The 23,100-nt window shown below is 49.4% G+C and carries 36 protein-coding genes and 2 pseudogenes; 31 read left to right on the forward strand and 7 right to left on the reverse strand.

Features of this window, described 5'->3' with window-relative positions:
- Positions 1 to 130: 130 nt before the first annotated feature.
- From QZF50_RS02050 to QZF50_RS02065, 4 genes are all read right to left on the reverse strand, one after another.
- Entirely contained in the window at positions 131 to 283 is a 153-nt protein-coding gene (locus QZF50_RS02050) for a DUF1391 family protein (protein ID WP_000379551.1), read from the reverse strand.
- Positions 284 to 577: 294 nt separating this feature from the next.
- Positions 578 to 856 (reverse strand): type II toxin-antitoxin system RelE/ParE family toxin, encoded by a 279-nt coding sequence (locus tag QZF50_RS02055; RefSeq protein WP_061892358.1) that lies wholly within the window; start codon positions 854 to 856, stop codon positions 578 to 580.
- Position 857: 1 nt separating this feature from the next.
- Positions 858 to 1,049 (reverse strand): hypothetical protein, encoded by a 192-nt coding sequence (locus QZF50_RS02060; RefSeq protein ID WP_061892363.1) that lies wholly within the window; start codon positions 1,047 to 1,049, stop codon positions 858 to 860.
- A gap of 20 nt (positions 1,050 to 1,069) precedes the next feature.
- Positions 1,070 to 1,441: a hypothetical protein gene (locus QZF50_RS02065; protein WP_135405263.1), complete on the reverse strand. Its 372-nt coding sequence runs from the start codon at positions 1,439 to 1,441 to the stop codon at positions 1,070 to 1,072.
- A 96-nt stretch (positions 1,442 to 1,537) separates the two neighbouring features.
- On the opposite strand from QZF50_RS02065, the gene QZF50_RS02070 reads away from it, so the two are divergent.
- From QZF50_RS02070 to QZF50_RS02130, 14 genes and pseudogenes are all read left to right on the forward strand, one after another.
- The gene (locus QZF50_RS02070) at positions 1,538 to 1,840 is read left to right on the forward strand and encodes a transcriptional regulator (protein WP_000172735.1); all 303 of its coding nucleotides are present in this window, start codon (positions 1,538 to 1,540) and stop codon (positions 1,838 to 1,840) included.
- Positions 1,837 to 2,262 (forward strand): toxin YdaT family protein, encoded by a 426-nt coding sequence (locus tag QZF50_RS02075; RefSeq protein WP_061892357.1) that lies wholly within the window; start codon positions 1,837 to 1,839, stop codon positions 2,260 to 2,262. Before QZF50_RS02070 ends, QZF50_RS02075 begins: the two co-directional genes overlap by 4 nt.
- 71 nt (positions 2,263 to 2,333) lie before the next feature.
- Entirely contained in the window at positions 2,334 to 3,401 is a 1,068-nt protein-coding gene (locus QZF50_RS02080; protein WP_061892356.1) for a hypothetical protein, read from the forward strand.
- Between the two features lie 43 nt (positions 3,402 to 3,444).
- Positions 3,445 to 3,867, forward strand: a complete 423-nt coding sequence (locus tag QZF50_RS02085) for a DUF977 family protein (protein ID WP_061892355.1) — start codon at positions 3,445 to 3,447, stop codon at positions 3,865 to 3,867.
- Between the two features lie 32 nt (positions 3,868 to 3,899).
- Positions 3,900 to 4,094: pseudogene (locus QZF50_RS02090) on the forward strand (hypothetical protein); the annotation flags it as partial.
- 154 nt (positions 4,095 to 4,248) lie between these two features.
- Positions 4,249 to 4,899, forward strand: a complete 651-nt coding sequence (locus tag QZF50_RS02095) for a hypothetical protein (RefSeq protein ID WP_001138877.1) — start codon at positions 4,249 to 4,251, stop codon at positions 4,897 to 4,899.
- Positions 4,886 to 6,007 carry an XRE family transcriptional regulator gene (locus tag QZF50_RS02100; RefSeq protein WP_061892725.1) on the forward strand — a complete coding sequence of 374 codons (1,122 nt, stop codon included), beginning with the start codon at positions 4,886 to 4,888 and terminating at the stop codon, positions 6,005 to 6,007. The genes QZF50_RS02095 and QZF50_RS02100 overlap by 14 nt, the downstream gene beginning before the upstream one ends.
- 178 nt (positions 6,008 to 6,185) lie before the next feature.
- Positions 6,186 to 6,341 carry a type I toxin-antitoxin system toxin HokD gene (hokD, locus tag QZF50_RS02105; protein WP_197733141.1) on the forward strand — a complete coding sequence of 52 codons (156 nt, stop codon included), beginning with the start codon at positions 6,186 to 6,188 and terminating at the stop codon, positions 6,339 to 6,341.
- A 275-nt stretch (positions 6,342 to 6,616) separates the two neighbouring features.
- Positions 6,617 to 6,829 (forward strand): hypothetical protein, encoded by a 213-nt coding sequence (locus tag QZF50_RS23725; protein ID WP_000411311.1) that lies wholly within the window; start codon positions 6,617 to 6,619, stop codon positions 6,827 to 6,829.
- Between the two features lie 71 nt (positions 6,830 to 6,900).
- Positions 6,901 to 7,500 (forward strand): DUF1367 family protein, encoded by a 600-nt coding sequence (locus QZF50_RS02110; protein WP_016236030.1) that lies wholly within the window; start codon positions 6,901 to 6,903, stop codon positions 7,498 to 7,500.
- Positions 7,500 to 7,790 carry a DUF1364 domain-containing protein gene (locus QZF50_RS02115; RefSeq protein WP_061892286.1) on the forward strand — a complete coding sequence of 97 codons (291 nt, stop codon included), beginning with the start codon at positions 7,500 to 7,502 and terminating at the stop codon, positions 7,788 to 7,790. Before QZF50_RS02110 ends, QZF50_RS02115 begins: the two co-directional genes overlap by 1 nt.
- Positions 7,787 to 8,341: a DUF1133 family protein gene (locus QZF50_RS02120; RefSeq protein ID WP_290378067.1), complete on the forward strand. Its 555-nt coding sequence runs from the start codon at positions 7,787 to 7,789 to the stop codon at positions 8,339 to 8,341. Before QZF50_RS02115 ends, QZF50_RS02120 begins: the two co-directional genes overlap by 4 nt.
- A 270-nt stretch (positions 8,342 to 8,611) precedes the next feature.
- Positions 8,612 to 9,223, forward strand: coding sequence for an ORF6N domain-containing protein (locus QZF50_RS02125; RefSeq protein WP_001519808.1), 612 nt, complete (start codon positions 8,612 to 8,614; stop codon positions 9,221 to 9,223).
- A gap of 137 nt (positions 9,224 to 9,360) precedes the next feature.
- On the forward strand, positions 9,361 to 9,591 hold the full coding sequence (locus tag QZF50_RS02130) for a hypothetical protein (RefSeq protein ID WP_000675202.1): 231 nt from the start codon (positions 9,361 to 9,363) through the stop codon (positions 9,589 to 9,591).
- On the opposite strand, the gene QZF50_RS02135 is transcribed toward QZF50_RS02130, so the two are convergent.
- A complete protein-coding gene (locus QZF50_RS02135) occupies positions 9,577 to 9,855 on the reverse strand; it encodes a hypothetical protein (protein WP_001519807.1) in 279 nt (92 codons plus the stop codon). The two genes, QZF50_RS02130 and QZF50_RS02135, sit on opposite strands and share 15 nt — an antisense overlap.
- A 217-nt stretch (positions 9,856 to 10,072) precedes the next feature.
- Between QZF50_RS02135 and QZF50_RS02140 the strand changes: the two genes are divergently transcribed.
- The 4 genes from QZF50_RS02140 to QZF50_RS02155 are packed head-to-tail and all read left to right on the forward strand — an operon-like array spanning position 10,073 to position 11,818.
- Positions 10,073 to 10,414 (forward strand): phage holin, lambda family, encoded by a 342-nt coding sequence (locus QZF50_RS02140; RefSeq protein ID WP_000781789.1) that lies wholly within the window; start codon positions 10,073 to 10,075, stop codon positions 10,412 to 10,414.
- Positions 10,415 to 10,417: 3 nt separating this feature from the next.
- Complete coding sequence (locus QZF50_RS02145; RefSeq protein WP_001737241.1) at positions 10,418 to 10,894, forward strand: glycoside hydrolase family protein; 477 nt, start codon at positions 10,418 to 10,420, stop codon at positions 10,892 to 10,894.
- Entirely contained in the window at positions 10,891 to 11,352 is a 462-nt protein-coding gene (locus QZF50_RS02150) for a lysis protein (protein ID WP_001519804.1), read from the forward strand. The genes QZF50_RS02145 and QZF50_RS02150 overlap by 4 nt, the downstream gene beginning before the upstream one ends.
- Before the next feature lie 58 nt (positions 11,353 to 11,410).
- Positions 11,411 to 11,818 carry a hypothetical protein gene (locus QZF50_RS02155; RefSeq protein WP_061892287.1) on the forward strand — a complete coding sequence of 136 codons (408 nt, stop codon included), beginning with the start codon at positions 11,411 to 11,413 and terminating at the stop codon, positions 11,816 to 11,818.
- A gap of 316 nt (positions 11,819 to 12,134) precedes the next feature.
- Here QZF50_RS02155 and QZF50_RS02160 read toward each other — a convergent pair whose 3' ends face one another.
- Positions 12,135 to 12,407: a hypothetical protein gene (locus QZF50_RS02160; RefSeq protein WP_042343393.1), complete on the reverse strand. Its 273-nt coding sequence runs from the start codon at positions 12,405 to 12,407 to the stop codon at positions 12,135 to 12,137.
- Positions 12,408 to 12,431: 24 nt separating this feature from the next.
- Here QZF50_RS02160 and QZF50_RS02165 point away from each other — a divergent pair, with 24 nt between their 5' ends.
- The 7 genes from QZF50_RS02165 to QZF50_RS02195 are packed head-to-tail and all read left to right on the forward strand — an operon-like array spanning position 12,432 to position 19,397.
- Positions 12,432 to 12,983, forward strand: a complete 552-nt coding sequence (locus QZF50_RS02165; RefSeq protein ID WP_061892288.1) for a terminase small subunit — start codon at positions 12,432 to 12,434, stop codon at positions 12,981 to 12,983.
- A 2-nt stretch (positions 12,984 to 12,985) separates the two neighbouring features.
- On the forward strand, positions 12,986 to 14,608 hold the full coding sequence (locus tag QZF50_RS02170) for a TerL protein (RefSeq protein WP_061892289.1): 1,623 nt from the start codon (positions 12,986 to 12,988) through the stop codon (positions 14,606 to 14,608).
- Positions 14,608 to 16,074, forward strand: a complete 1,467-nt coding sequence (locus QZF50_RS02175) for a DUF1073 domain-containing protein (RefSeq protein ID WP_000113490.1) — start codon at positions 14,608 to 14,610, stop codon at positions 16,072 to 16,074. The genes QZF50_RS02170 and QZF50_RS02175 overlap by 1 nt, the downstream gene beginning before the upstream one ends.
- On the forward strand, positions 15,965 to 16,699 hold the full coding sequence (locus QZF50_RS02180) for a phage minor head protein (protein ID WP_000184960.1): 735 nt from the start codon (positions 15,965 to 15,967) through the stop codon (positions 16,697 to 16,699). Before QZF50_RS02175 ends, QZF50_RS02180 begins: the two co-directional genes overlap by 110 nt.
- Before the next feature lie 14 nt (positions 16,700 to 16,713).
- Positions 16,714 to 17,934 carry a DUF2213 domain-containing protein gene (locus QZF50_RS02185; protein WP_061892290.1) on the forward strand — a complete coding sequence of 407 codons (1,221 nt, stop codon included), beginning with the start codon at positions 16,714 to 16,716 and terminating at the stop codon, positions 17,932 to 17,934.
- Positions 17,935 to 17,937: 3 nt separating this feature from the next.
- Positions 17,938 to 18,444 (forward strand): hypothetical protein, encoded by a 507-nt coding sequence (locus QZF50_RS02190; protein WP_001066727.1) that lies wholly within the window; start codon positions 17,938 to 17,940, stop codon positions 18,442 to 18,444.
- A gap of 11 nt (positions 18,445 to 18,455) precedes the next feature.
- The gene (locus QZF50_RS02195; protein ID WP_000627480.1) at positions 18,456 to 19,397 is read left to right on the forward strand and encodes a major capsid family protein; all 942 of its coding nucleotides are present in this window, start codon (positions 18,456 to 18,458) and stop codon (positions 19,395 to 19,397) included.
- Here the strand turns inward: QZF50_RS02195 and QZF50_RS02200 are convergent.
- A pseudogene (locus QZF50_RS02200) lies at positions 19,394 to 19,627 on the reverse strand (hypothetical protein). The gene QZF50_RS02195 and the pseudogene QZF50_RS02200 sit on opposite strands and share 4 nt — an antisense overlap.
- Here QZF50_RS02200 and QZF50_RS02205 point away from each other — a divergent pair.
- From QZF50_RS02205 to QZF50_RS02230, 6 genes are read left to right on the forward strand one after another with little or no spacing between them, the layout of a single operon-like run.
- On the forward strand, positions 19,626 to 20,033 hold the full coding sequence (locus QZF50_RS02205) for a DUF4054 domain-containing protein (protein ID WP_032197767.1): 408 nt from the start codon (positions 19,626 to 19,628) through the stop codon (positions 20,031 to 20,033). The pseudogene QZF50_RS02200 and the gene QZF50_RS02205 sit on opposite strands and share 2 nt — an antisense overlap.
- Positions 20,030 to 20,584 carry a hypothetical protein gene (locus tag QZF50_RS02210; protein WP_029399665.1) on the forward strand — a complete coding sequence of 185 codons (555 nt, stop codon included), beginning with the start codon at positions 20,030 to 20,032 and terminating at the stop codon, positions 20,582 to 20,584. The genes QZF50_RS02205 and QZF50_RS02210 overlap by 4 nt, the downstream gene beginning before the upstream one ends.
- A complete protein-coding gene (locus QZF50_RS02215; protein WP_001142480.1) occupies positions 20,571 to 20,960 on the forward strand; it encodes a hypothetical protein in 390 nt (129 codons plus the stop codon). Before QZF50_RS02210 ends, QZF50_RS02215 begins: the two co-directional genes overlap by 14 nt.
- Positions 20,935 to 21,498 carry a hypothetical protein gene (locus tag QZF50_RS02220; RefSeq protein WP_032197769.1) on the forward strand — a complete coding sequence of 188 codons (564 nt, stop codon included), beginning with the start codon at positions 20,935 to 20,937 and terminating at the stop codon, positions 21,496 to 21,498. Before QZF50_RS02215 ends, QZF50_RS02220 begins: the two co-directional genes overlap by 26 nt.
- Before the next feature lie 3 nt (positions 21,499 to 21,501).
- Positions 21,502 to 22,647, forward strand: a complete 1,146-nt coding sequence (locus QZF50_RS02225) for a DUF3383 family protein (protein WP_061892291.1) — start codon at positions 21,502 to 21,504, stop codon at positions 22,645 to 22,647.
- 10 nt (positions 22,648 to 22,657) lie between these two features.
- Positions 22,658 to 23,098, forward strand: coding sequence for a DUF3277 family protein (locus QZF50_RS02230; RefSeq protein WP_061892292.1), 441 nt, complete (start codon positions 22,658 to 22,660; stop codon positions 23,096 to 23,098).
- The last annotated feature ends 2 nt before the right edge of the window (positions 23,099 to 23,100 follow it).

Raw genomic sequence — 23,100 nt, forward strand, 5'->3', positions numbered from 1 at the left:
AAGACCGACTCTTTATGGATATCGGAAATGCGCCTTCGTGTTGTGCCCGGTTTTATTTCACCACCTCCGGGCTTTGGTGGTTTCTGCTATACCCCTACAGCGAGAATATTGAATTAATCCAAATAATGGATTAGCAAGTATTTCTGGCAAGCCAGCGACGTGCGCCAGCTTCGGTTTTAAACGTTTTGCTTTTGGTATACGTCATGGCGGTGAATGTGCCGTCCTGATTGGGAAACACGCCACATACCAGAGATTCGTTGTTGCCAAGATCGATAGTATCCATGTTGACCTCATTTCCCCTTAACGCCGGGTGGCGGAACGTTTTATCTACTGCGCTTTGTATCAATCAACAACTGCCGTCATGTTCGTATGCCTCAGGCTGGCTACTTAGCCCTGTTCAGTGGCTGGATAACTCGAGGTATTGTCCTGCCGTTCTCTGGTGGGGCGGGATGGGTTGGTAGATTTAGTTTAATAAACATTAAACTTAAGTCAAGTAAAAACTAAACCATGGGGCGTAACAAACACAACGCTTTTGATAAAGTCGTTGCGGTTGTTATGTTTCTATTGGTAGTGAAAGTTAGGGAAACTGGCGTCTTGCGTGGATCACGTTTACTACTTCAACGCTTGATGTTGTTACGCGGTATAGAATTATATAGTTAGGGTGGGCCACAATCTCACGCAAGCCAGGTACTCTGTCGCTTGGTGGGTATAAATACGGATGTTCGGATAATGGCAGCACACAACCCCTTAATCGCTGCCATAAGCGTTCAGCCGCATCTACGTCGAAACGAGCAATATAACTAGTTATATCATCTAGGTCGGTATCTGCACTTTCAAGCCATAACACGGGTAACATTTTACTGCTTGCTCCGTTCCTTCCGCATTTTAGCAAAGCGTTCTGCCATTCTGCGCTCAACTTCGTCATGGGGAATTGCTGGGCGCGGATCTGCAAGGCTTGTTGCTACTTTCGCACGCAGCCATTCGTTGTAACTGTTTTCTTGTTCAATGGTTTCAAATTCAGAAACCATTGGTGAAAGGACTCTATTCATGTTTCCTCCGGTTTTATAACTCAGGCGCGGCGGCATTTTTGCGCCGCAATCCATCTCGCTATGAGATCTTCCATTGATTCTTTTTTCTGCTTTAACTCGCTGATTATCTGGCGTTGCTCATCCTCAGGGAAGGCTGAAAAAATCTGCAATAATTCCAGTTGATTAGACGTTAACCCTGCATGTGGTGGAGAAACCTCAGGTTGTTCTGCGTATTCCACATCTAGATACCCATCCGGCATCCCGTATGTTTGCTCTATTCTTCTGGCAGCCTTTTCTCCAAACGAGGCTCTCCCACTCATTAGTTGAGATAGGTAGCTCTTCTCTTTGGGTGGCAGAGTTTTATCTTTAAACCACTCCTTGAGACGTAAACGGCGAATTTCTTTTTTTTGCATGTGGTAATTATCTTTAGTAATCACTAAACAAGCAAATACTTGACTTAATGGTTTATTAAACACTAAACTCGCAAAAAACACTAAATCGAGGAAGGTATGACATTAAAAGAGTTTATTAAATCATTGAGGGTTGGTGATGCTAAGAAATTCGCGGCCAGACTTGGTGTATCGCCATCTTACTTATCGCAAATGGCGTCTGGACGAGCAGCTATATCTCCAACCCGCGCCCTTATGATCGAATCTGCTACGGAAGGCCAAGTAAGTAGGGCGGAGCTACGACCCCATGATTGGGAACTTATTTGGCCTGAGTATGCGAGCGGCATTCGTTTGGGGCAAACGCATGTAGTTCATGCTGAAGGTGATTGTAGTGCATGCTTATCTGATGGAGTTGATTCATGAAAATCAAGCATGAGCATATCCGCATGGCGATGAATGCCTGGGCGCATCCGGACGGTGAAAAAGTGCCAGCAGCCAGGATAACCAGGGCTTATTTCGAGCTGGGCATGACGTTTCCTGAGCTGTACGACGACAGCCATCCGGAAGCCCTGGCTCGCAATACCCAGAAAATTTTCCGCTGGGTGGAGAAAGACACTCCTGATGCGGTTAAAAAAATTCAGGCGTTGTTACCAGCGATCGAAAAGGCAATGCCACCTTTGCTGGTGGCCAGAATGCGCAGCCACAGTTCAGCTTATTTTCGGGAGCTGGTGGAGACGCGGGAGCGACTGGTGAGAGACGCTGATGATTTTGTCGCAGTGGCAATCGCCGGTTTCAATCAGATGAACCGTGGTGGCCCGGCAGGAAATGCTGTGGCAGTACATTGACTGACAATAGCCATATCGAATCGCTTCCGGCAACTCGTGAGTAAACAGATTCGGTATCAGAAGAGGTGAGTATGGCTAACGCCTGGCTCAGATTATGGCATGACATGCCAAATGACCCTAAGTGGCGAACAATTGCCAGGGTGTCAGGGCAGCCAATTGCAACAGTGATGGCAGTGTATATCCACCTCCTGGTGAGCGCGTCACGAAATGTCACGCGAGGTCACATTGATGTCACGACAGAAGATTTGGCAAGTGCGCTCGACGTGACAGAAGAGGTAATTGATTCAATTTTGCAGACGATGCAGGGGCGGGTACTTGATGGTGATTTAATCACTGGATGGGAAAAACGCCAGGTGCTGAAAGAGGACAACGGCAATATTTCGCAAACCGCAAAATCTCCTGCAGAGCGCAAGAGGGCGCAGCGAGAGAGGGAAAGAAAGCGGGAACAAAATAGCGATTGTCACGGCGCGTCACGAAATGTCACGCACATGTCACGACGAGTCACGACAGATAAAGATACAGATAAAGATACAGATCAAGAAGATCAAAACACTATGGTCCATGGCGTAAAAAACGCCACGAACCAGGCAGGGGATGTTCAGACCGTCAATCCTGGTCAGCCAGCAGGCACGACACCGGAAGCCGATTCAGCGTATGCGCTGAAAGCCGATTCGGGCGCTGTGCAGCAGGTGATGACCGCAAGGCCGGAGCAATCACACCAACTGCAGCAGCCCGAAGCCGATTCCGCCATTCAGCGGGAAGCCGATCGGGTAGTCCCGGAAAACACCGGGCAGTCTGTGGGACGAGTGGATTATCCGGATGTGTTCGAACAGGTCTGGCGGGAGTACCCGTTGCGTGCCGGAGCAAACCCGAAGAAATCCGCTTTCAGTGCCTGGAAGGCCAGATTACGCGAGGGGGTGCCACCAGAGGCCATGCTGGATGGCGTGAGGCGTTACGCAAGATACCTGGCGACTACCGGGAAAACGGGAACGGAATTTGTTCAGCGAGCGACGACGTTTTTTGGACCGGACCGGAATTTTGAGAACCCCTGGTTGCTCCCGGTAAGCGGCACGAACAGCCAGCGTTGTGTGAATCATATTTCTGAACCGGATAACGAAATTCCGCCGGGCTTCAGGTGATAAGTGTTAATTTCTGGTCATGAGGTAATTTTCAGGAGGGCTTGTGGCAAAAGTTTTTACACAAGAAGAGCGGGAAAAAATTAAAGGGCTGGTTGTTGAACTCGTACGCCAGAGTGGGCGCGAGACGTTACGACAACTGGAAGCTAAAACTGGGGCAACAAGATATCTGATGAGCGTTCTGACCAGAGAGCTGGTTGCCAGTGGCGATGTATACAGCTCTGGTTACGGGTTATTCCCGTCTGAACAGGCGCGTAAGGACTGGCAAAATGCCCGTAAAAAGCTCTCAAGGGCAAAGCTGAAGAAACCATCTGCGGTTGATCCGGACATTATATGGTCATTACCAGACGGAGAAATACGCCGCTATGACAGGCGTCATAATATAATTTGTACTGAGTGTCGTAAAAGCGAAGTTATGCAGCGTGTACTGGCTTTCTATCAGGGTAATTTTCAGGAGGCGGTACTGTGAGCGGGATTGACTACCAGGATTTGGCTGCTGCCAACGCTTTCCTGGCGGATGTGCGGGCAGGGGCGTTTAACGACCTTTGCGCGGCGTTTGTCAGGCACGAAAAAATTGCAGGACTGGGTGATGGCGACACTGTGACGCTTAAGGAAGCCACTGATGCGCTGCTGCACTGTGCGGAACAACTTCGCGCACCTGAAGGCTTGGTAATACTAGCTGAATGCCCACAATAGTGTTAGCGATACTCATATCAATGTAGATAAATATGTATTGTGGTTAAAGTTTGTTCGACTGGTTGACGAATTCGTGAAATCCGCCAAAGATTAGGTTTACAAAAATAAAATTTTGCGTAAAGATGAGCGGAGTTTTAAGAGAGAGGGATACCTTATGCCGTCTGAACAGAATCTCCAACCGTGTTTTGAAATCAATCCTTGTTTGGATGAAAAATCTGTTATCAATCTTCTTCAGCAATTTGCTAACGTACTTGGCGAATTATGGTTCCATCGCCATGAGTATGATGATAACTGGATTAATGGATGTAGGGCCTATGGATGGATAAAAAACTTTCTTGTAAAAAATCATAAAAAACTCAAAGGAGTGGCGATTCTTTCAACACCTCTGAATTTTGTGTTTACCCTGAACAGGGTGCCGTTACAGTTTGTGACCGATAAACTGGATTCACCAAAAAAGAAACATCGCTTATGTAAAAATGATGTTGAGTGTCGTCAGTTATCTCTTTTTGAAGATGATGTTAATTTTGAACATGATGTTACATGGCGTGTTCTGGCTGAAAAATTGCCATCTGCAAATAAAAAAGATGAAGATATCGAACCTCCAACGTGGCTTTTAGCCCTGATAGGTTTTGATTCATCAAATAATGTAGTGAGTAGATACGAATTGGTGTCTAAAGTCCATGCTCCAGTACAAGCAGCTAATACTGACGTATTGCCAGAGGCCGTGGAAACACCACCGCTGAATTTGCAGCGGCGTGTTAAGAATGCGAAAAAAGCAGATAGTGATAAATATGGAACTATTTGATTCTATGGGTAATTATCGTGGTGACTGCTTAAAATTAGCTCGTCAGGCTAAAGGGGTTACGGGCGAAGAGCTTGCTACTGCTTTGGGGGTGACTCGGCAATTTATAAACAAGTTAGAGCGTGGTTATCCCCCTTCATCTCAGATGTTGACAGCTCTTGCAGATTATCTGGATGTTAAAGAGTCGTTTTTCTTCACTGGAAGGAAATCACCATTAGACAGCGAGAACTGCCATTTCAGAAGCAAGAGATCAAGGACGCAGTCCTTAACTAATAGTATTCTGGCTCGAGCTGAAATTTTGGAGCAGTTTGTAAAGTGTTTGGAAACAGAAATAGTTCTTCCAGAATTGAACTTTCCTGATACGTCCGGATTACCTTTGAACTCCGATGAAGATATTGAAAGAATTGCCGAGGCCTGTAGAAGGTATTGGGGTTTGGGGCTGGGACCGATATCTTCAATGGTTAATTTCGTGGAAAGTATTGGGGTTGTTGTTGCTCATGTATCTGGCGTGGATGATCGTATTGATGCGTTTACTATTAATAGTAAACGCCCATTGATAATTAGAAATTCCGCGAAAAAGAGTGTGTGTCGATTTCGCTCAGATCTCGGTCATGAACTGGGGCATCTTGTTTTGCATGAAGGGATTATAACAGGGGATAAAATTACAGAACATCATGCGGATTATTTTTCGAGCGCATTCCTTGTACCTAGAGTTTCGTTCGTTAATGAATTTCCTAAAATGCGAGGATCGCATCTTGACTGGAATGCACTAATTAATTTCAAAGAACGATGGAAAATCAGTCTTCGCATGTGTATTTATCGTGCTACGGTTTTGGGGCTGATTACGCCACAACAAATGAGAACGGGATTTATCCATCTAAATAAAAGAGGGACGATTAAGGGAGAGATGGGGGATGAGTTAATCCCTGAGGAAAAACCTCGCTTACTTTCCTGTGCAGTTGAATTGCTGGATATATCTTCTTGGAAGCAGATACTGGATATGTCGGGAGTGAGGGAACGCTTTGTTTCCAAAATGTTTGGAATAAGGCGCACACATGATGATATATCGAGTAATATTGTGCCTCTTTATAGATATAAAGACTTTGGTTAAAATCATAATGGGTGCTTGAGGCTGTCTGCCTCAGGCACGAACACCAAAGGCAGATAGAGAAAAGCCCCAGTTAACATTACGCGTCCTGCAAGACGCTTAACATTAATCTGAGGCTCAATCCATGCTGAACACATGTAGGTTAGCCTCTTACGTGCCGAAAGGCAAGGAGAAGCAGGCTATGAAGCAGCAAAAGGCGATGTTAGTCGCCCTGATCGTCATCTGTTTAACCGTCATAGTGACGGCACTGGTAACGAGGAAAGACCTCTGCGAGGTAGGAATCCGAACCGGCCAGACGGAGGTCGCTGTCTTCACAGCTTACGAACCTGAGGAGTAAGAGACCAGGCGAGGGAGAAATCCCTCGCCACCTCTGATGAGTCAGGCATCCTCAACGCACCCGCGCTTAACCCGTTTCGGCGGGTTTTTTGTTGCGCGCTGAATACGCAGGGTGAAAAATAACCATATATTTGATTATATACACAACACAAAATAAAAGTCATTGTACCTGCACATTAAATAATCAAATATACGGCGTGAAATAAATATTTTTCAGATTAATATTTTTGTCTCTATGTGGATATAACCTTTTGTACTTATAAACCTGGAGGCATCGTGGAAAAAATAAAGAAACTATTTAGTAGCAAATACGCAGTCATACGTCGTGATGACCTGTCAGTTATAGTCGAAATGGATTACTTCCCTGAAATCCCAAAATCAATGATGTATCGTAATGGTCGAAAGGCAATTTTTTTACCGATGAGGGTAAGTGACATTATGGGAAATGATAAACTGCTGGATGAATTGCGAGTCAGAGCATCCTGTTAGTATTGGCATTAATTCTGTTATACTACATAACGGGCTGAACACCCATTCTACTGCGCCAGCGGAGAACTACGATGGCGCATATACAACTGGTCAAACAAACCTCTTCCGGATTACTTCTCCCGGCGACGCCGGAGAGTTGCGATTTTTTGCATCAAATCAAAATAGGTGAGTGGATACACGCAGACTTTAAGCGTGTGCGTAACTACGCATTTCATAAGCGTTTTTTCAAACTCCTGCAACTGGGATTCGATTACTGGACTCCAAGCGGTGGGGTGATCACGCCTCGAGAACGAGAACTGGTATCAGGTTTCGTTGAGTACCTGTGCGAATCAGTAGGTCGGGAACATACGCCAGCTCTGAGCGAAGCCGCAGAGCAATATCTGAATACAGTTGCGACACGCAGAACCCGGGATACGGCATTGCTAAAGTCGTTTGAGGCTTTCCGCGAGTGGGTAACCATTCAGGCCGGATTTTACACCGAGCATATTTATCCTGATGGTAGTCGTGGGCGCAGGGCAAAATCTATCGCATTTGCGAACATGGACGAAACCGAGTTTCAGCAGGTTTATAAATCTGTACTGAATGTGCTGTGGAACTGGATCCTGTTCCGTAAATTTTCCTCTCCGGAGGAAGTCGAAAATGTGGCCGTACAGTTACTGGAGTTTGCGTAATGGTGGATTTACGTAAAGCGGCGCGGGGGCAGATGTGCACCGTCAGAATTTCTGGCTACTGCAATCACAATCCCGAAACTTCTGTGCTGGCGCATTACAGGCTGGCGGGGACGTGCGGAACAGCGACAAAACCACACGATATGCAGGCAGCGATTGCCTGTAGCTCATGCCAAGATTTAATCGACGGGCGGGTAAAAACCAGCGATTACACCAAAGAAGAATTACGCCTGATGCATGCAGAAGGTGTTTTTCGCACACAAGAAATCTGGAGAAAGGAAGGTTATTTATGATTTACCCAACAAATACAGGCAAAAGCGGGGAACACCTTCGTCTCACCACGCTGGAAAGTGTCTGGATTCAGGGAAAACTGCGCATGTGGGGGCGCTGGTCGTATATTGGCGGCGGTAAGACGGGAAATATGTTCAACCAGTTGCTGACCTCTAAAAAGCTGACAAAAACGGCAATTAACGAGGCGCTCCGGAGGATGAAAAAAGCAGGTCTGGACAAACCTGAACTTGAGGCTTTTTTGCGGGATATGATCAACGGCAAGCAAAAAAGCTGGCTGGTGCATTGTACTGATGCAGAGGCGTTATGCATTGATCGGGTGATTAGTGAAGTGCTGGCAGAACACCCAGGATTGATTTGTATCCTCCGGCAACGATATGAAGGGCGGGGGGTGACTAAGCGAAAAATGGCTGAATTGCTGAATGATTCACACCCTGAGTGGTGTTACGCCACGTGCCGTAATCGCATAGATGCGTGGTTGAAAATGGCAGAGTTTATGCTCTATCTGCCGATGCGTGATGCATTCTCTTCCGGGGATCTAAAAACCGTCTGTTGACTCAATCTGTTATCCGGGGCTATATTCCTCACGCGCCAGCAAAATCTGGCGTCGGGATTGGCGTCCTGGATAGAGACCGCGACAGATACACGCCGCGAGCGTGTTTTTTATTGTCGTATGCACGCGCACATCTGAATTATGGTGGGCTGTGTGGGGGCGGAGAGATCCGCGCCGGTCGGTTTCCCGGTTACGCCAACCCTGCACAGTTCACCACCAGACGATTGGCGTCGTCGGTGGTGAGTTATTAAGAAACCACCAGAGGGCGTCATTATGACAACTCAAATTTCTGTTGAAACTCTCTCCCCGATCACCCATAACCAGATTCCTGTTATTACCACCGAACTTTTGGCGCAGCTTTACGGCACTGAGCCGGTGCGTATTCGCCAGAATCATCATGAGAACAAAGTACGCTTCGTTGAAGGGAAACACTTTTTCAAAGTTGTTGGTAATGACCTTAAAGAATTGCGGGTAGCTTTAAACTACTCACAAAATTTGCGGGTTACTTTAAGTAACTCACAAAATTTGCAACCATCTTTAAGAGGGTTACAAATTTCCCCGAAAGCCCGCTCCCTCATACTCTGGACAGAACGCGGAGCAGCCCGTCATGCCAAAATGCTCGAAACCGATCAGGCGTGGGATGTGTTCGAAAGACTGGAAGACTGCTATTTCAGACAAAAGGATCCGTCAGCGCCAGTTTCATGCCAGAAAAGTTACGACACGCGAGTTCTCTGTTATCAGCAAGGCGGTGTCACTGTTTCCACAATTCAGTTGCGGGATGATGATATTGTTATTTCCCTTGAGTCATGGCTGGAACTGGCGAGAGCCAATGGTTGGTTTGTTGTTCGCAGAGATAAACTGGTGGAAAGGCTGATGCAGCTTTAAAAAAGTTCTTGCAATTTTAGCCATAAACTGCTTCAATTCCAGTACGCTTCGCAAAGCTGTATCGCGAGGCGAATCAAGCGCATGAACTTTACCAGAACCCGCCATTGAGCGGGTTTTGTTGTTTCTGGAGAACACCCATGAAATTTTATGAATTATCTTCTGATTCCCGATCTCAGGCCAAAATCACACTGGGTCAGTTCATTGTGGCTCGGGCTAACCCGGGGGTGGATGATTTTGAAAATTTGGGGCATTGCATCGCTGCCGCGTTTATTGCGATGGAGCGCTATGAAAGCGCCCCTGAGGTTGGTGAGGGGCGTAGCGGGAACGGAATACCCGTTAATGGCGATCAAAACTCACTTCTTGATTAAATGCCATGAGCGATCTGCCGCTTGAGTGACTAGCACCCGAGGGTTCTTTTTTATTGTCCCAGCGATGGCTACAACTTCTTCTCGGACTGCGCGAGCAGATGCGTTTTTTTCGGCTGTGTACTCAGCGTCTGGAAGATAAAACCAGTTTCCTGCTCCATCTTGAATTTCGCGAAAGTATCTTCGGGATTCCATCGCCTCATGAAGGCGAGCGTAGTCATCGGATGATGCACCCACAAGCTCAACGCGGACAGTAAAACTAGCCATATATACTCCTTTAATTGATATGGTTACTTTTGGCGATTTAACGATATCAAACACGAGGATATACCGCCAGAAGCTTAATCTGGTACTCCATCTGGCCCTGGCATGTCCCGGGGCTTTTTCGTTGTTAGGCTCCGGAAACATCCTCGACTTCTTGTGAGCAAGCCAGAGAGCCTGAATCTTACATTTAGCACCATCCGAACTTTCGGAGGTGAGGCTTATGAAAATGCACAATGTCCCTCATTCCTGGCCTGACTTACTGGAACTCTTACAAAGTTGGTGGCGTGGAGACACACCGCTGGGCGCAGTGATTATGTCGATCGTTATGGCTGGTTTGCGCATCGCCTATTTTGGCGGTGGTGGTGGCTGGAAGCGAAAAACGCTCGAGATTTTGCTATGTGGCGCTCTGACGCTGACCTTTGCATCCGCTCTTGAGTATGTCGGATGGCCTAAATCGCTTTCTGTTGCCATTGGTGGTGGCGTGGGGCTGATCGGTGTCGATGCTATTCGTGGGGCTGCAATGCGAGTAATCGGTAACAAATTTGGTAGATCGAAGGAGTAATTTATGCAGGCACTAAATTCACAGCGTAAAGCTTTCCTGGATATGGTGGCATGGTCAGAAGGAACGGATAACGGGCGACAACCGACACGTAACCACGGTTATGATGTTATTGTTGGTGGCGAACTGTTCACTGATTACTCCGATCACCCCCGCAAACTTGTCACGCTAAACCCCAAACTCAAATCAACAGCCGCCGGACGTTACCAGCTTCTTTCACGCTGGTGGGATGCTTACCGTAAACAGCTTGGCCTGAAAGATTTTTCTCCAGAAAGCCAGGACGCTGTAGCTCTGCAGCAGATTCAAGAACGTGGTGCTTTACCGATGATTGACCGCGGCAGTATTCGTCAGGCAATCGACCGTTGCAGCAATATCTGGGCGTCGTTACCTGGTGCAGGTTACGGTCAGTATGAACATAAAATCGGTGACCTGATTGCCCGATTTAAAAAAGCTGGCGGAACGGTCAGAGAGATTGAGGTATGAGCAGAGTCACCGCAATTATCTCCGCTTTGGTTATCTGCATCATCGTCTGCCTGTCATGGGCTGTTAATCATTACCGTGATAACGCCATTACCTACAAAGCCCAGCGCGACAAAAATGCCAGAGAACTGAAGCTGGCGAACGCGGCAATTACTGACATGCAGCAACGCCAGCGTGATGCTGATGCACTCGATGCTAAATACACCGGAGAACTAGCTGATGCGAAAAAGCAGCTTGATGATCTGCAGCGTTGTGTTCGCACTGGCAAGTGTGGGCTGCACTTCAATGCCCGATGTCCAGCGAGCGGAAAGACCGGCACCGGCAGCTTGGGCGATGCTTCCAGCCCCGGACTTACTGACTCCGCTGAACGGGATTATTTCACCCTCAGAGAGCGAATCGTCACAGTGACGAAGCAGGTCGGCTACTTGCAGGACTACATCAAAGAGCAGTGTTCAAATTAGTGTTAATGAAGAATTTTAAGGGTAATATTATCTCTATTTCTCAGGATGGAGGTAATTTATGCAGACCGATCTGGAATACTTGAAGGGAATGTTAGGGGTCTTTATTAAGGCTGGCGGACCATTGATATCAGCTAATGACCTTAAAAAAGCTGGATACGAAATAAGCAGCGATAAAGGACTCTTTCATTACTACCAATTGATTGAGAGAGGTTATATTAGTAACCATTTTCTAGAAATAGGCGATCCTAAGAAATTAGGACTTACTATTGGGCTTAATGAAATCCGTGAATGGCCAGCCAATGTAAGACTCACGTCATCAGGCCAAGAGTTTGCAGAAACCCTTCAACAAAAGGCTGTTTTTGAGAAGCTACAAACAATTAGCGATCAACCATTATCGGTATTGAAAGATGTTGGTGTAGAGCTTCTAAAATCCTACGCAAAAAAGAAATTTGGTCTTTCAGATTAACTGCCTATGGGCGGTTTTTATTGCCATTACGATGATTCTCCCCATCGTGATGGCAGTATCCCCTACAGAGGATAATTAACCATATATCCCCACAAGCGGATAAAGAGGCTCTCAATGTCCGACATCTACCAAACCCAAACAGGCGAAACCTTTACGGGCAAGACGTCACGACGTCAGCCTGAGCTGGTTAATGGCTTTATGCAGCTGGCTACCGAGACGGGCGAGTAAATAACTCCATTAGGAGAATGTGGAACCATTACACTTTGAGCCGTTAACTGATATTGATAAAGGTAAATAATATCTTGGTTAAGGTTTTCTAATAGCCAGCCATTTGCAAAATCACAGTTGCAGCAGCAGCGAAAGCTGCATATGAGTTATATTTAGACTGTAACCGCGCAGTTAAGAAAAATTCGTGAAGATCTACATTTTTTTTGGGATCATCAAATGTAATTGCTACAACGGTGCTTCTACCTGTTTTGACTTTGGCTGTTGCTGATTTGATCCATAACCCAGCCGATAAAAACCCAAAGAAAATCGATAGTGCATGATGGTCAATTAACCAGTTTTTAATTAGTAATAAATCACTCATTTTCAATCCAATTGAGACTTTGTCATGGCACTCACCGACAAACAAGAGATGTTCTGTCGCGAGTACCTCATCGATTTAAACGCCACGCAAGCGGCTATTCGGGCGGGGTACAGCGCAAAAACAGCCAACCGTACCGCATCCGAAAACCTGTCAAAACCTGACATCAAGTTAAGAATCGCCGAACTGAAAGCGCAACGCAATGATCTTGTTGGTATTAATGCAGTATATGTACTTAATCGCCTTATTGAAATCGACCAGATGGATGTGCTTGACATTCTCCTGCAAAACGGTGAGCTAAAACCCATTAAAGACTGGCCTAAAGTATGGCGCACAACGCTATCAGGAATGGATGTCGTGGAGATGGCATCCGCAGATAGCGCCGCACTTCTGAAGAAAATCAAATGGCCTGATAAGGTTAAAAACCTTGAGTTGCTCGGGCGTCATGTTTCTGTTCAGGCGTTTAAAGACAATGTCAAAAATGAAGTGACTGGTGCTGACGGAGGACCAGTCAGAACAGAAATTACCAACTTAACGCCGGAGCAGGTTGCAGAAGCGTATAGAAAAATGATGGGCTAAGTATGCCGTTACCATTCCCCTTCGATTTTAAACATCCTGATTACCAGATGGTTTTTGAATGGCGGATGGAACGCCTACAGCGCATTCGCCAGAATCCTGAAATATTGCCCGTATTGAAGCAGTTTTACCGAACCAATCCGGCTCAGTTCATCATCGACTGGGGCATGACAACGGACCCGCGTAATATTGATTATGGCCTGCCGGTGACCATTCCGTTTTTACTCTTCCCTAAGCAGGAGGAGTGGATCCACTGGATTATGGAACGCTGGAGCAATCGGGAGAATGGTATTACCGAAAAATCCCGTGAAATGGGGCTCAGTTGGACCGCGATCGGACTGGCCTGCTCGCTCTGCCTCTTCAACAAAGAGATGGTGATCGGTTTCGGCTCCCGTAAAGAGGAATACGTCGACAGCACCGGTGACCCGAAGGCGCTGTTCTGGAAGGCGCGCAAGTTCGTGGAAACGCTGCCCATCGAGTTTCGAGGTTCGTGGAGCGAGAAGAAGCACGCGCCATATATGCGTGTTGAGTTTCCTGAAACTGGTGCCGTTATCAAAGGCGAGGCTGGCGATAATATTGGTCGTGGTGACCGTACCACGCTTTATCTGGTTGATGAGGCTGCATTCCTTCAGCGTCCTCTGCTGATTGATGCGGCGTTGTCACAAACGACGCGTTGCCGTATCGACCTGAGTTCAGTTAACGGCATGGCTAACCCGTTCGCTCAGAAGCGTCATGGCGGGAAGATACCGGTATTCACATTCCACTGGCGGGATGATCCTCGCAAGGATGAAGAGTGGTATCGCAGGGAATGCGAGAAAATCGATAATCCGGTGGTGGTGGCACAGGAACTTGATCTGAACTACAGCGCATCAGCGGAAGGCGTCCTGATTCCATCCGAATGGGTACAGGCTGCCGTTGATGCGCATATCAAACTGGGTATCCAGCCAACAGGCAAACGACTTGGCGCGATGGATGTCGCTGATGAAGGCAGGGACAAAAATGCCTTTTCCACCCGTCATGGCTTCCTCCTGGAAAATGTGCGGGAATGGTCTGGTGTGGGCAGCGACATTTATCAGTCCGTCGAGAAGGTCTTCGGTTTTTGCGAACAGGACAACCTCGAAGAGTTTCGCTTTGACGAGGACGGGCTGGGCGCTGGCGTTCGCGGCGATGCACGCGCTATCAACGAACTGCGTAACGCTGCGCGCCGACCGTCAATACTCGCCACACCGTTTCGAGGTAGTGGCGCGGTATTTGATCCGGATGATGAAGCTGTTCGCGGGGACAACGGGCAAGCCGCACGTCTGAACAAGGACTTCTTCGCTAACGCCAAAGCCCAGAGCTGGTGGCGGTTACGTAAACTTTTTCAGAATACCTGGCGCGCCGTGGTTGAAGGTATGGCTTACAACCCGGACGAAATCATCTCAATCAGCAGTAGCATGGCACTCAAAGATAAACTCATCATCGAGCTTTCGCAGCCGACCTATTCCATTAATGGTGTGGGAAAAATTGTTATTGATAAACAGCCTGATGGAACCCGATCGCCAAACCTTGCCGACTCGGTGATGATCAACTATGCCCCAATGAATTCAGCCCTGAACATCTGGGAGCTGCTAGGGAGACAGGCCTGATGGCACGAAACAAACAAGCCCTGCGGCGAACTGCGCAGGCCACAGCTGATGGTTATGAGAATTTTATTGCCCGCGTAGGGATGCAGACACCTAACCAGCACTCAGCATCCACCTACCGGGCTAATTTCACCAGTCGTAACCGCATGCTGGTGGAATGGTCCTATCGTTCATCCTGGATCATCGGCGAAGCAGTCGATGCTATCCCGGATGATATGACCCGCAAAGGCATTCGCATCACTTCGGAAATTGATGCAAAAGATCGTGGCATTCTCGAATCACAACTGGATGAGTTGCAAATCTGGGATGCGCTGAATGACGTGCTGAAATGGTCGCGCCTCTACGGCGGCGCGGTGGGTTTCATCATGATTGAGGGGCAGGCACCAATGACCCCGCTGCGACCCGAAACCATCGGTAAGGGCAAGTTTAAGGGGATTCTCCCGCTCGACCGCTGGATGATTGACCCGGTACTGACCCGCCGCATTAAAGATATGGGGCCGGACCTGGGTAAACCTGAGTTTTACGATGTGGTGACCACAGCAACGGGAATTCCTGCCTGGCGCATTCATCACAGTCGCCTGATTCGCTTTGATGGCGTCACGCTGCCATTTCAGCAGAAGATGACCGAGAACGAATGGGGAATGTCGGTTGTAGAGCGTATCTGGGATCGTCTTACCGCGTTCGACAGCGCTACTGTCGGCGCGGCGCAGCTGGTCTACAAGGCGCATCTGCGCACCTACAGCGTGGAGAAGCTACGCGAGCTTATCGCACTTGGTGGTCCTGCGTATGAAGCGTTGCTGAAGAATATCGACCTGATTCGACAGTTCCAGAGCAATGAAGGTATGACGCTCATGGACTCGCGGGATAAGTTTGAAACGCATCAGTACAGCTTCAGTGGTCTGGATGACATCCTGTCGCAGTTTGCAGAACAGATTAGTGGCGCTGTTGGTATCCCACTGGTGCGGTTGTTCGGACAGTCCCCGAAAGGATTTTCTACCGGCGATGCAGACCTTGCCAACTATTACGACCGGGTAAGCTCGTTGCAGGAGAGGCGTTTACGTCTTCCGGTGCGGCGGATACTGGACATCATGCATCGTTCGGAACTTGGCAAGCCGCTCCCGGATGATTTCACGTTTGAGTTTAACCCGCTCTGGCAAATGTCTGATGTCGATCGTTCAACGGTGGCGTTAAATACCACCAACGCAATCAGTACAGCGCTGGGTGATGGTCTGATGACACTGAAAGCCGCTATGACTGATTTGCGCGAAAATTCTGACGTAACCGGCATCGGGGCATCCATTACCGACGAGGACATAGAGAATGCCGAAGACGAAGCGCCGCCCGGCATCGGCGAACCTGATGACGAACCGCAGGAACCGTCAGGCGGAAATCCGGTATCGAACCAGTCTACGCAGGATAGCGCGGGCGGTCGGGGACATCGTAAATGGTCGCTACGATGGTTCAAATGACAGTATCACGGAAATTATTGAGGCGCTGGAACGCTACAGTGAAATCATCACCCCCTGGGCGACAAAGGTCGCGGAAAACTTTACCGCCGACATTGTGCGCAAGAATGATGAGCAGTGGCGTAAACACAGCAAAACCATCAGCCGTGAGCTACGCAATCTGGTAAACAGTGCCCCTCCAGGGCAGGTGATGAAATCCATCGTTGCTGAACAGGTTAAGTACATCAAATCGCTACCCCTCGAGGCGGCTGACAGGGTGTACGACATCCAGAATCGGGCGATAGAAGCTGTTGTTACCGGTGGGAGAGCGGAACATTTTGCTAAAGAAATAGCCGCATCGGGTGATATAGCAAAGTCCAGAGCTGACCTGATTGCCCGTACTGAACTTGGACGTGCAACCGGAGCGCTGGATCAGGCGCGTGCGCTGTCAATTGGTTCGAATGGTTATATCTGGCGTACAGCCGAAGATGGTGACGTCAGGCATTCTCATCAGGAAATGGAAGGTAAATTTGTCGAATGGGGCAAACCTCCTACGCTTGACGGCATGACCGGTCACGCTGGCGAGCTCCCGAATTGTCGCTGTTATAAAGAAATCGTTTTTCCCACTTCCCAATCTTATCCCGCCTGAATCGCAGGTAACCCATGAAATATTTTTTCAATACCCGGCTGGGAGAAACCCGCTACCAGCTGGCTGACGGCTCGTTGCTGTGCAAAGACGTGCCGATAGGACGAACAGGTAAGCAGCTCTATGGTGCTGATGACCTGCCAAAACTGAAACCCGATAAGTTCGGTGAAATAGTCGTCACGCGTTCTCCTGAGCAGGTATTCCATCCGGCCACGCTTGCCTCATTCGAAGGGATGAGCATCACGATCCTGCATCCTGAAGATGAAAACGGGAATGTGCGGCTGGTAAATCCCGAGAACTGGAAAGAGCTTGCTGTCGGGCACCTCCAGAATGTCCGGCGCGGGACGGGTGAGCAGTCTGATTTGATGCTGGCTGACCTTATCGTCAAAGACGAAAACGCCATTCAGCTTATCGAAGATGGCCTGCGCGAAGTGTCGTGCGGCTATGACGCGGAGTACGAGCAGACCGAGCCAGGTAAAGCTGAGCAGGTCGATATTACCGGAAACCATGTGGCTCTTGTCCCTAAAGGCAGAGCCGGAAATCGTTGTGCAATTGGAGACAGAGACACAATGGCAAATCAAAAGAAAAGCTGGTGGACCCGCATGCGCACGGCCATCAAAACGGGTGACGCTGACACCATGAACGAACTGGTGGAGTCGGCTCCCGCATCGGTTACAGGAGATGAGGGGGATTTGCCGCAGGGCGTTAATCTCAACATCAACCTGTCCCCGCAGCAACCGCTACCGGACAAAGCACCAGAGATGGGCGGAGGTCCAACGGGCGACAGTGATGATGACCTCAAAACATTACTGAAAGCCCTGCTGGCTAAGCTGGAAGGAAATGCGACGGGCGATAACGACAATAAGCCTGACGATAATCCGACCGGTGACGGCGAGGACGATGAAGAGGAAACCACGATTACTGGTGACTCAGCCTGGCGTGCCGAAGTTATCGTTCCGGGTATTGATCTGAGCCGTAAGATGAAACCGACCGCGTTCAAACGTGAGGTTCTGGCTTCTGCTGACAAAACGCTGGTTCGCCAGATAGTCGGTGATGCGGATATCCGCAAATTGCCGAAACAATCAGTCGACATGGCGTTTAATGCCGTGTCTGAGATTGCCAAAGGGCGAAACACCCGCGCCACCACCGGCGATGCACAGCGCCCAAATATGGGCATGACCAGTATCGCTTCCCTGAACAAACAAAACGCTGAATTCTGGGCAAACCGTAAAGGGTAAAAAATGAATAATGTATTTCTGTACCGGATGCCTGTTGGCATTGCCGGGGCTGTCTCTCGCCCGCAGGACTTAACCGTCGAACCGGTGGTCCTTAAATCCGATAACGCCTTTGCTGCCTATGGGCTGGCTGGTAAATACGATGATGACGGTTTTTTCGTGCCGCTGGCAGATGGTGATACCGCAGACAAGGTGAAGGGGATCTATGTGCGCCCTTATCCGACCACTTCGCAGCCGGACATGGTTCGCCAGGTGGGGAGTGGCAAGAACTTCCCGGGCGACGCAATGAAGCGTGGCTACGTGACCGTTAATCTCGGTTCTGATTTTGATGCCAGCACCATCAAAAAAGGCGACCCGGTATACGTTGTCGTCTCCACTGATGAATCCATCAAAGTGCCGCTGGGTGGATTCATGGCCACGTCAGTCAGTGGCAAAAACGTGGTGCTGACCAACGCTGAATTCACAGGTGCCGGTGATGCTGACGGCAATGCAGAAATTTCCTGGAAGATTTAAGGAACAGACGAATGATTACTTTTGATCAGGCAACCGTTGACAGCTCTGGTGCCTTTCTCATCGGGGAGCTGGAGCGACTCGACCAGACGCTGAACCTGCCACTGGTGGGGTACACCTGGACCCGCGATATCCAACTGCGTGAAGATGTCTCCATCGCAGATGACATTTCCAGCTGGACGAATACCAGCTTCGCCGCTGCGGGTACTGGTGCAAATCCGAATGGCAAAAACTGGGTAGGCAAAGACTCAACCGCTATTGCTGGCGTAAACGTGGATATCGGCAAATCCGGTAACCCGCTGAACCTGTGGGGGATGGAACTTGGCTGGACGGTCATAGAATTGCAGGCTGCTCAGCAGGTCGGACGCCCGATCGATACGCAGAAGTATGACGGGATGCAACTGAAATGGCAGATGGATAACGATGAACAGGTGTATGTTGGCGATTCCGCATTAAACCTGAAAGGTCTTGTTACCCTGGACGGTGTGCCTGTCAACAACGCTGCCAAAACGTGGGCAACCTCAACACCGGACGAAATCCGCGCAAGCATTAACCAGGTGCTGTCTGATGCGTGGGCCGCTTCCGGTTACTCTGTGGTTCCGCGTGATTTGCTGATCCCGCCTGAGCAGTTTGCTCTGTTGTCCAGCATCATCGTTTCATCTGCGGGTAACCAGTCCCTGTTGACGTACCTTCAGACCAACACCATCAGCTATCACCAGAACGGTATTCCGCTGAATATCCGCGCGGTTAAATGGCTGAAAGGCCGTGGTGTGGGGAAAAAGGATCGCATGGTTGCGTACACCAACGATAAAAAATACGTCCGCTACCCGCTGGTTCCGCTTCAGAGCGTGCCGGTGCAGTATCGCGGTCTGTATCAGATCGTCACTTACTACGGCAAGCTGGGTGCAGTCGAGCCAGTGTACAAAGAAACCATTTCGTACGTTGATGGCATTTAACAGCCACATGGCCCCCTGGCGGGGCCATTAAGGATGACCCGATGGCAAAAAATAATGCAGTAATACACGTACATACCCCGTTTGTGCTCACGCTTCCCGACGGTTCACGGCGCGAGTTTGTTAAAGGCCGTCATGCTGTGGAGGAAGACGTTGCCACGCACTGGTTCACTCGTGCGCACGCGGAAGTATCCGTTGGCAAAGCCACAGACGCGCGTAACGAGGTAAAAAATGCCAAAGAATCAAAGTCTGCCAGCGGTAAGTGATTTTCGCCGCGACTTCCCGCAGTTTGCTGACCCTGCCAAATATCCCGAAGCGCAAATCCAGTTTCGTCTGAATCTGGCCGATGAACTGCTGAGCGAAAACGTCACCGGCAAAAAGTTGTTTCCGTACTTTGCCGGGTTGTTCGTTGCGCACTACATGACGCTCTGGGCGGCAGACAGCCGGGCGATGCTGGCTGGTGGTTCGGGCGGTTCAACCAATGGTGTTCAGTCCTCAAAGTCCGTGGATAAGGTAAGCGTCAGTTATGACACCAGCGCGACGCTGAATCCTGATGCAGGTTTCTGGAATAACACCCGATATGGCGCTGAATTTTATCAGTTGATCACGATGTTCGGTGCAGGCGGTCGCCAGCTATGAGTTTCAAAAGCGGTGTAACAACGAGGGTGGATAACGCTAAGGCCATTCTGGATGCGCTCAGGTCGTTAACCAAAAAAGATGTGCTGGTCGGCATCCCTTCGGAAGACAGCGAGCGGGATGATGTTCCGTTTGGTAATGCGGGCATCGGTTACCTCAACGAATACGGCTCACCAGAGCAGAACATCCCGCCACGACCTCACCTGGCCCCCGGCGTTAAATCGGCAGAAGAGCAGACGGTGCCGCAGCTCAAAGCCGCGGCGCAGGCTGCACTGGATGGTAATGCTGCGGGAGCAGAAGGCGCACTCAACCGTGCCGGAACGCTGGCCGTTAATGGTGTCAGGCGTTACATGACCATTACCGGCTTTACGCCGCTTGCTGACAGTACTGTTGAAGCCCGGGCTCGTCGGGGGCGCAAGGGGGCAACACTGGAACTTGCCCGGCGTGCTGCTGGCGAATCTCCCGGAACCGATCTGGCGAAACCATTAATTGACACCGGGCAATATCGCAGAGCTATTACCCATGTAGTGAGGGATAAAGATGCCGACTCTTGATGTAACAGATGTGCTTTTTGACCCCGATTTTTGCGACTTCAATTTGTGGGTAACACGCCGAGTGCAAACGGTGGATGAGGACGGGATCGGCAGCGACAGCGAAGTTAAAAAGCAGTTTGCCGGAGTCGTAACTGTTGATCGCTCTCTGGAAAACCGCCGTATGCAGGCAGGGCAGGTAATCAGCGGTGCAATTCTGATTGTGACGACTGAGCGACTGACGCAGGGACAGACTGGCCGTGATGCCGATATCGTGACGTATCAGGGCCGTGATTATCGTGTGACCTTCGTCGACCCGTATACAGCTTATGGTGCCGGATTCGTTCAGGCGCATTGTGAGTTGCTGCCGTTTGATGGGGGAATTCCGGTTGAGCAATAACACCAGTACAGAGCGCGGATGGCTGATACCAACCAGTGGCGATCCGGATTATGACGAAGCGCTCGACAGGCTGTTAAGCCAGTGGATGCGTAACGTTTCCGGTCTGTCTGCCGGGATGGTTCGCCCGCGCTGGCAGAAAGAGCAGCCGCCACTGCTACCGGCTGAAACGAACTGGTGTGCGTTTGGGGTTATCGGATGGTCAGGTGATGACAGTCCGGCATTCACCAGACAGACCGATGATGGCTCTAAGCTCTGGCGGCATGAAACGATTGAGTGTATGGCTTCGTTTTATGGTCCGGCGGGGATGGTGTATGCGTCCCGGTTTCGTGACGGTATATCTGTACCGCAGAACAATGCAGCACTGAATGCGCTGGGGCTGTCTCTTGGCGATTACACAGGTCTGACCCCCTTCCCTGAACTTATTAATCAGCAATGGGTCCGCCGCTACGATATGACGGTGCGCCTGCGCCGGAAGGTTGTGCGCGAGTACGGTATTAAATCGCTGGTGGAAGCACCAGTCATCTTTTTCGGAGATTAAGCTATGGCACAGGGCTTGCCTGTATCAAACGTTGTTAATGTTGATGTGATCATGTCGCCGCGTGCAGCATCAGGGCGAAATTTTGGTGCATTACTCATTCTCGGCCCGTCCACAATCATTCCGGTAAGTGAGCGCATTCGCCGTTATTCTGCCGCGGAAGATATTGGAAAAGATTTTGGCGTGGAATCACCAGAATATAAGGCTGCGCAGGTGTTTTTCTCACAATCACCGAAACCTCAGGAGGTTTTTGTTGGTCGTTGGGTGAAAACGAAGGGTGACAGCGAACAGGCCACGCCTGAGACGCTGGAGCAGGCTGTGAATGCCATGCTTGATTATACTTCATGGTATGGGCTGGGGATTGCAGACGATGCAGATATTCCGGATGCAGACTGGCTGAAAGTGGCTGCGGCGATCGAATCCTCTTCTGTAAGCCGTATTCTGGCGATTACGACAAGCGATGAGAAATGCCTGCAGACTGCATCCAGCGATGATTTGGCATCAAAACTGAAAACCGCCGGATATTCACGCAGTTTTATTCAGTATTCATCGGGTAATAAATACGCTGCGTTATCTGCATTTGGCCGGGCATTCACGGTTAATTTCAATGGCAGTAATACCGCGATTACGCTCAAGTTTAAGCAGGAGCCGGGTGTCGGGTATGAAACACTGACAGTCAGCCAGGCATCGGCACTTGATGCAAAAAACTGCAATGTGTTCGTGTACTACCAGAATGATACAGCTATCCTCCAGCAGGGAGTGATGGCTAACGGCGATTTCTTTGATGAACGCCACGGCCTGGACTGGTTACAGAATTATGTGCAGACCAACCTCTATAACCTGCTTTATACCAGCACCACGAAAGTTCCCCAGACTGAAGCCGGTATTACCCGACTGTTATCAAATGTTGAAAAATCACTGGATCAGGCCGTTCAGAATGGACTGATTGCTCCGGGCGTATGGAGCGGGGGCGACCTTGGTCAGTTGTCATCAGGTGACACACTGCCCAAAGGTTATTACGTATACGCCCAGCCGCTGGATGAACAGGCACAATCAGAACGTGAAGCCCGTAAGGCTCCGGTGATTCAGGCTGCAATAAAACTTGCAGGCGCGGTTCATTACGCTGACGTACAGATTAACGTTGTTCGCTAAGGGGAAGTGAATGTCTACCTATTCTTTTATGGATGTCACTGCGACGCTGACCGGGCCGACAGGTTCGATTGACCTCGGGTACGGTTCGGCAAGTTCTGAAGAGGGGATTGTGGTTGCGATGGGCGGTTCTAAAAACACCATGACCATCGGTGCTGATGGCGAAGTGATGCACAGTCTCCATGCAGATAAAAGCGGGACGATTACCGTTAACCTTCTGAAGACATCACCGACAAATAAAAAATTGTCGCTGGCGTATAACGCACAGAGCCAGTCTTCTGCCACATGGGGGAATAACGTTATCGTGATCCGCAACAAGGTCAGCGGCGACATCATCACGGCACGCAGTGTTGCGTTCCAGAAGCAACCGGATAACGCCAACGCTAAAACCGGTAATACGATGCCGTGGGTGTTTGACTGTGGCAAGATTGACCAGGTTCTCGGGGAGTTTTAATA

The sequence above is a fragment of the uncultured Escherichia sp. genome, assembly GCF_948475835.1.
Lineage (GTDB): Bacteria > Pseudomonadota > Gammaproteobacteria > Enterobacterales > Enterobacteriaceae > ECMA0423.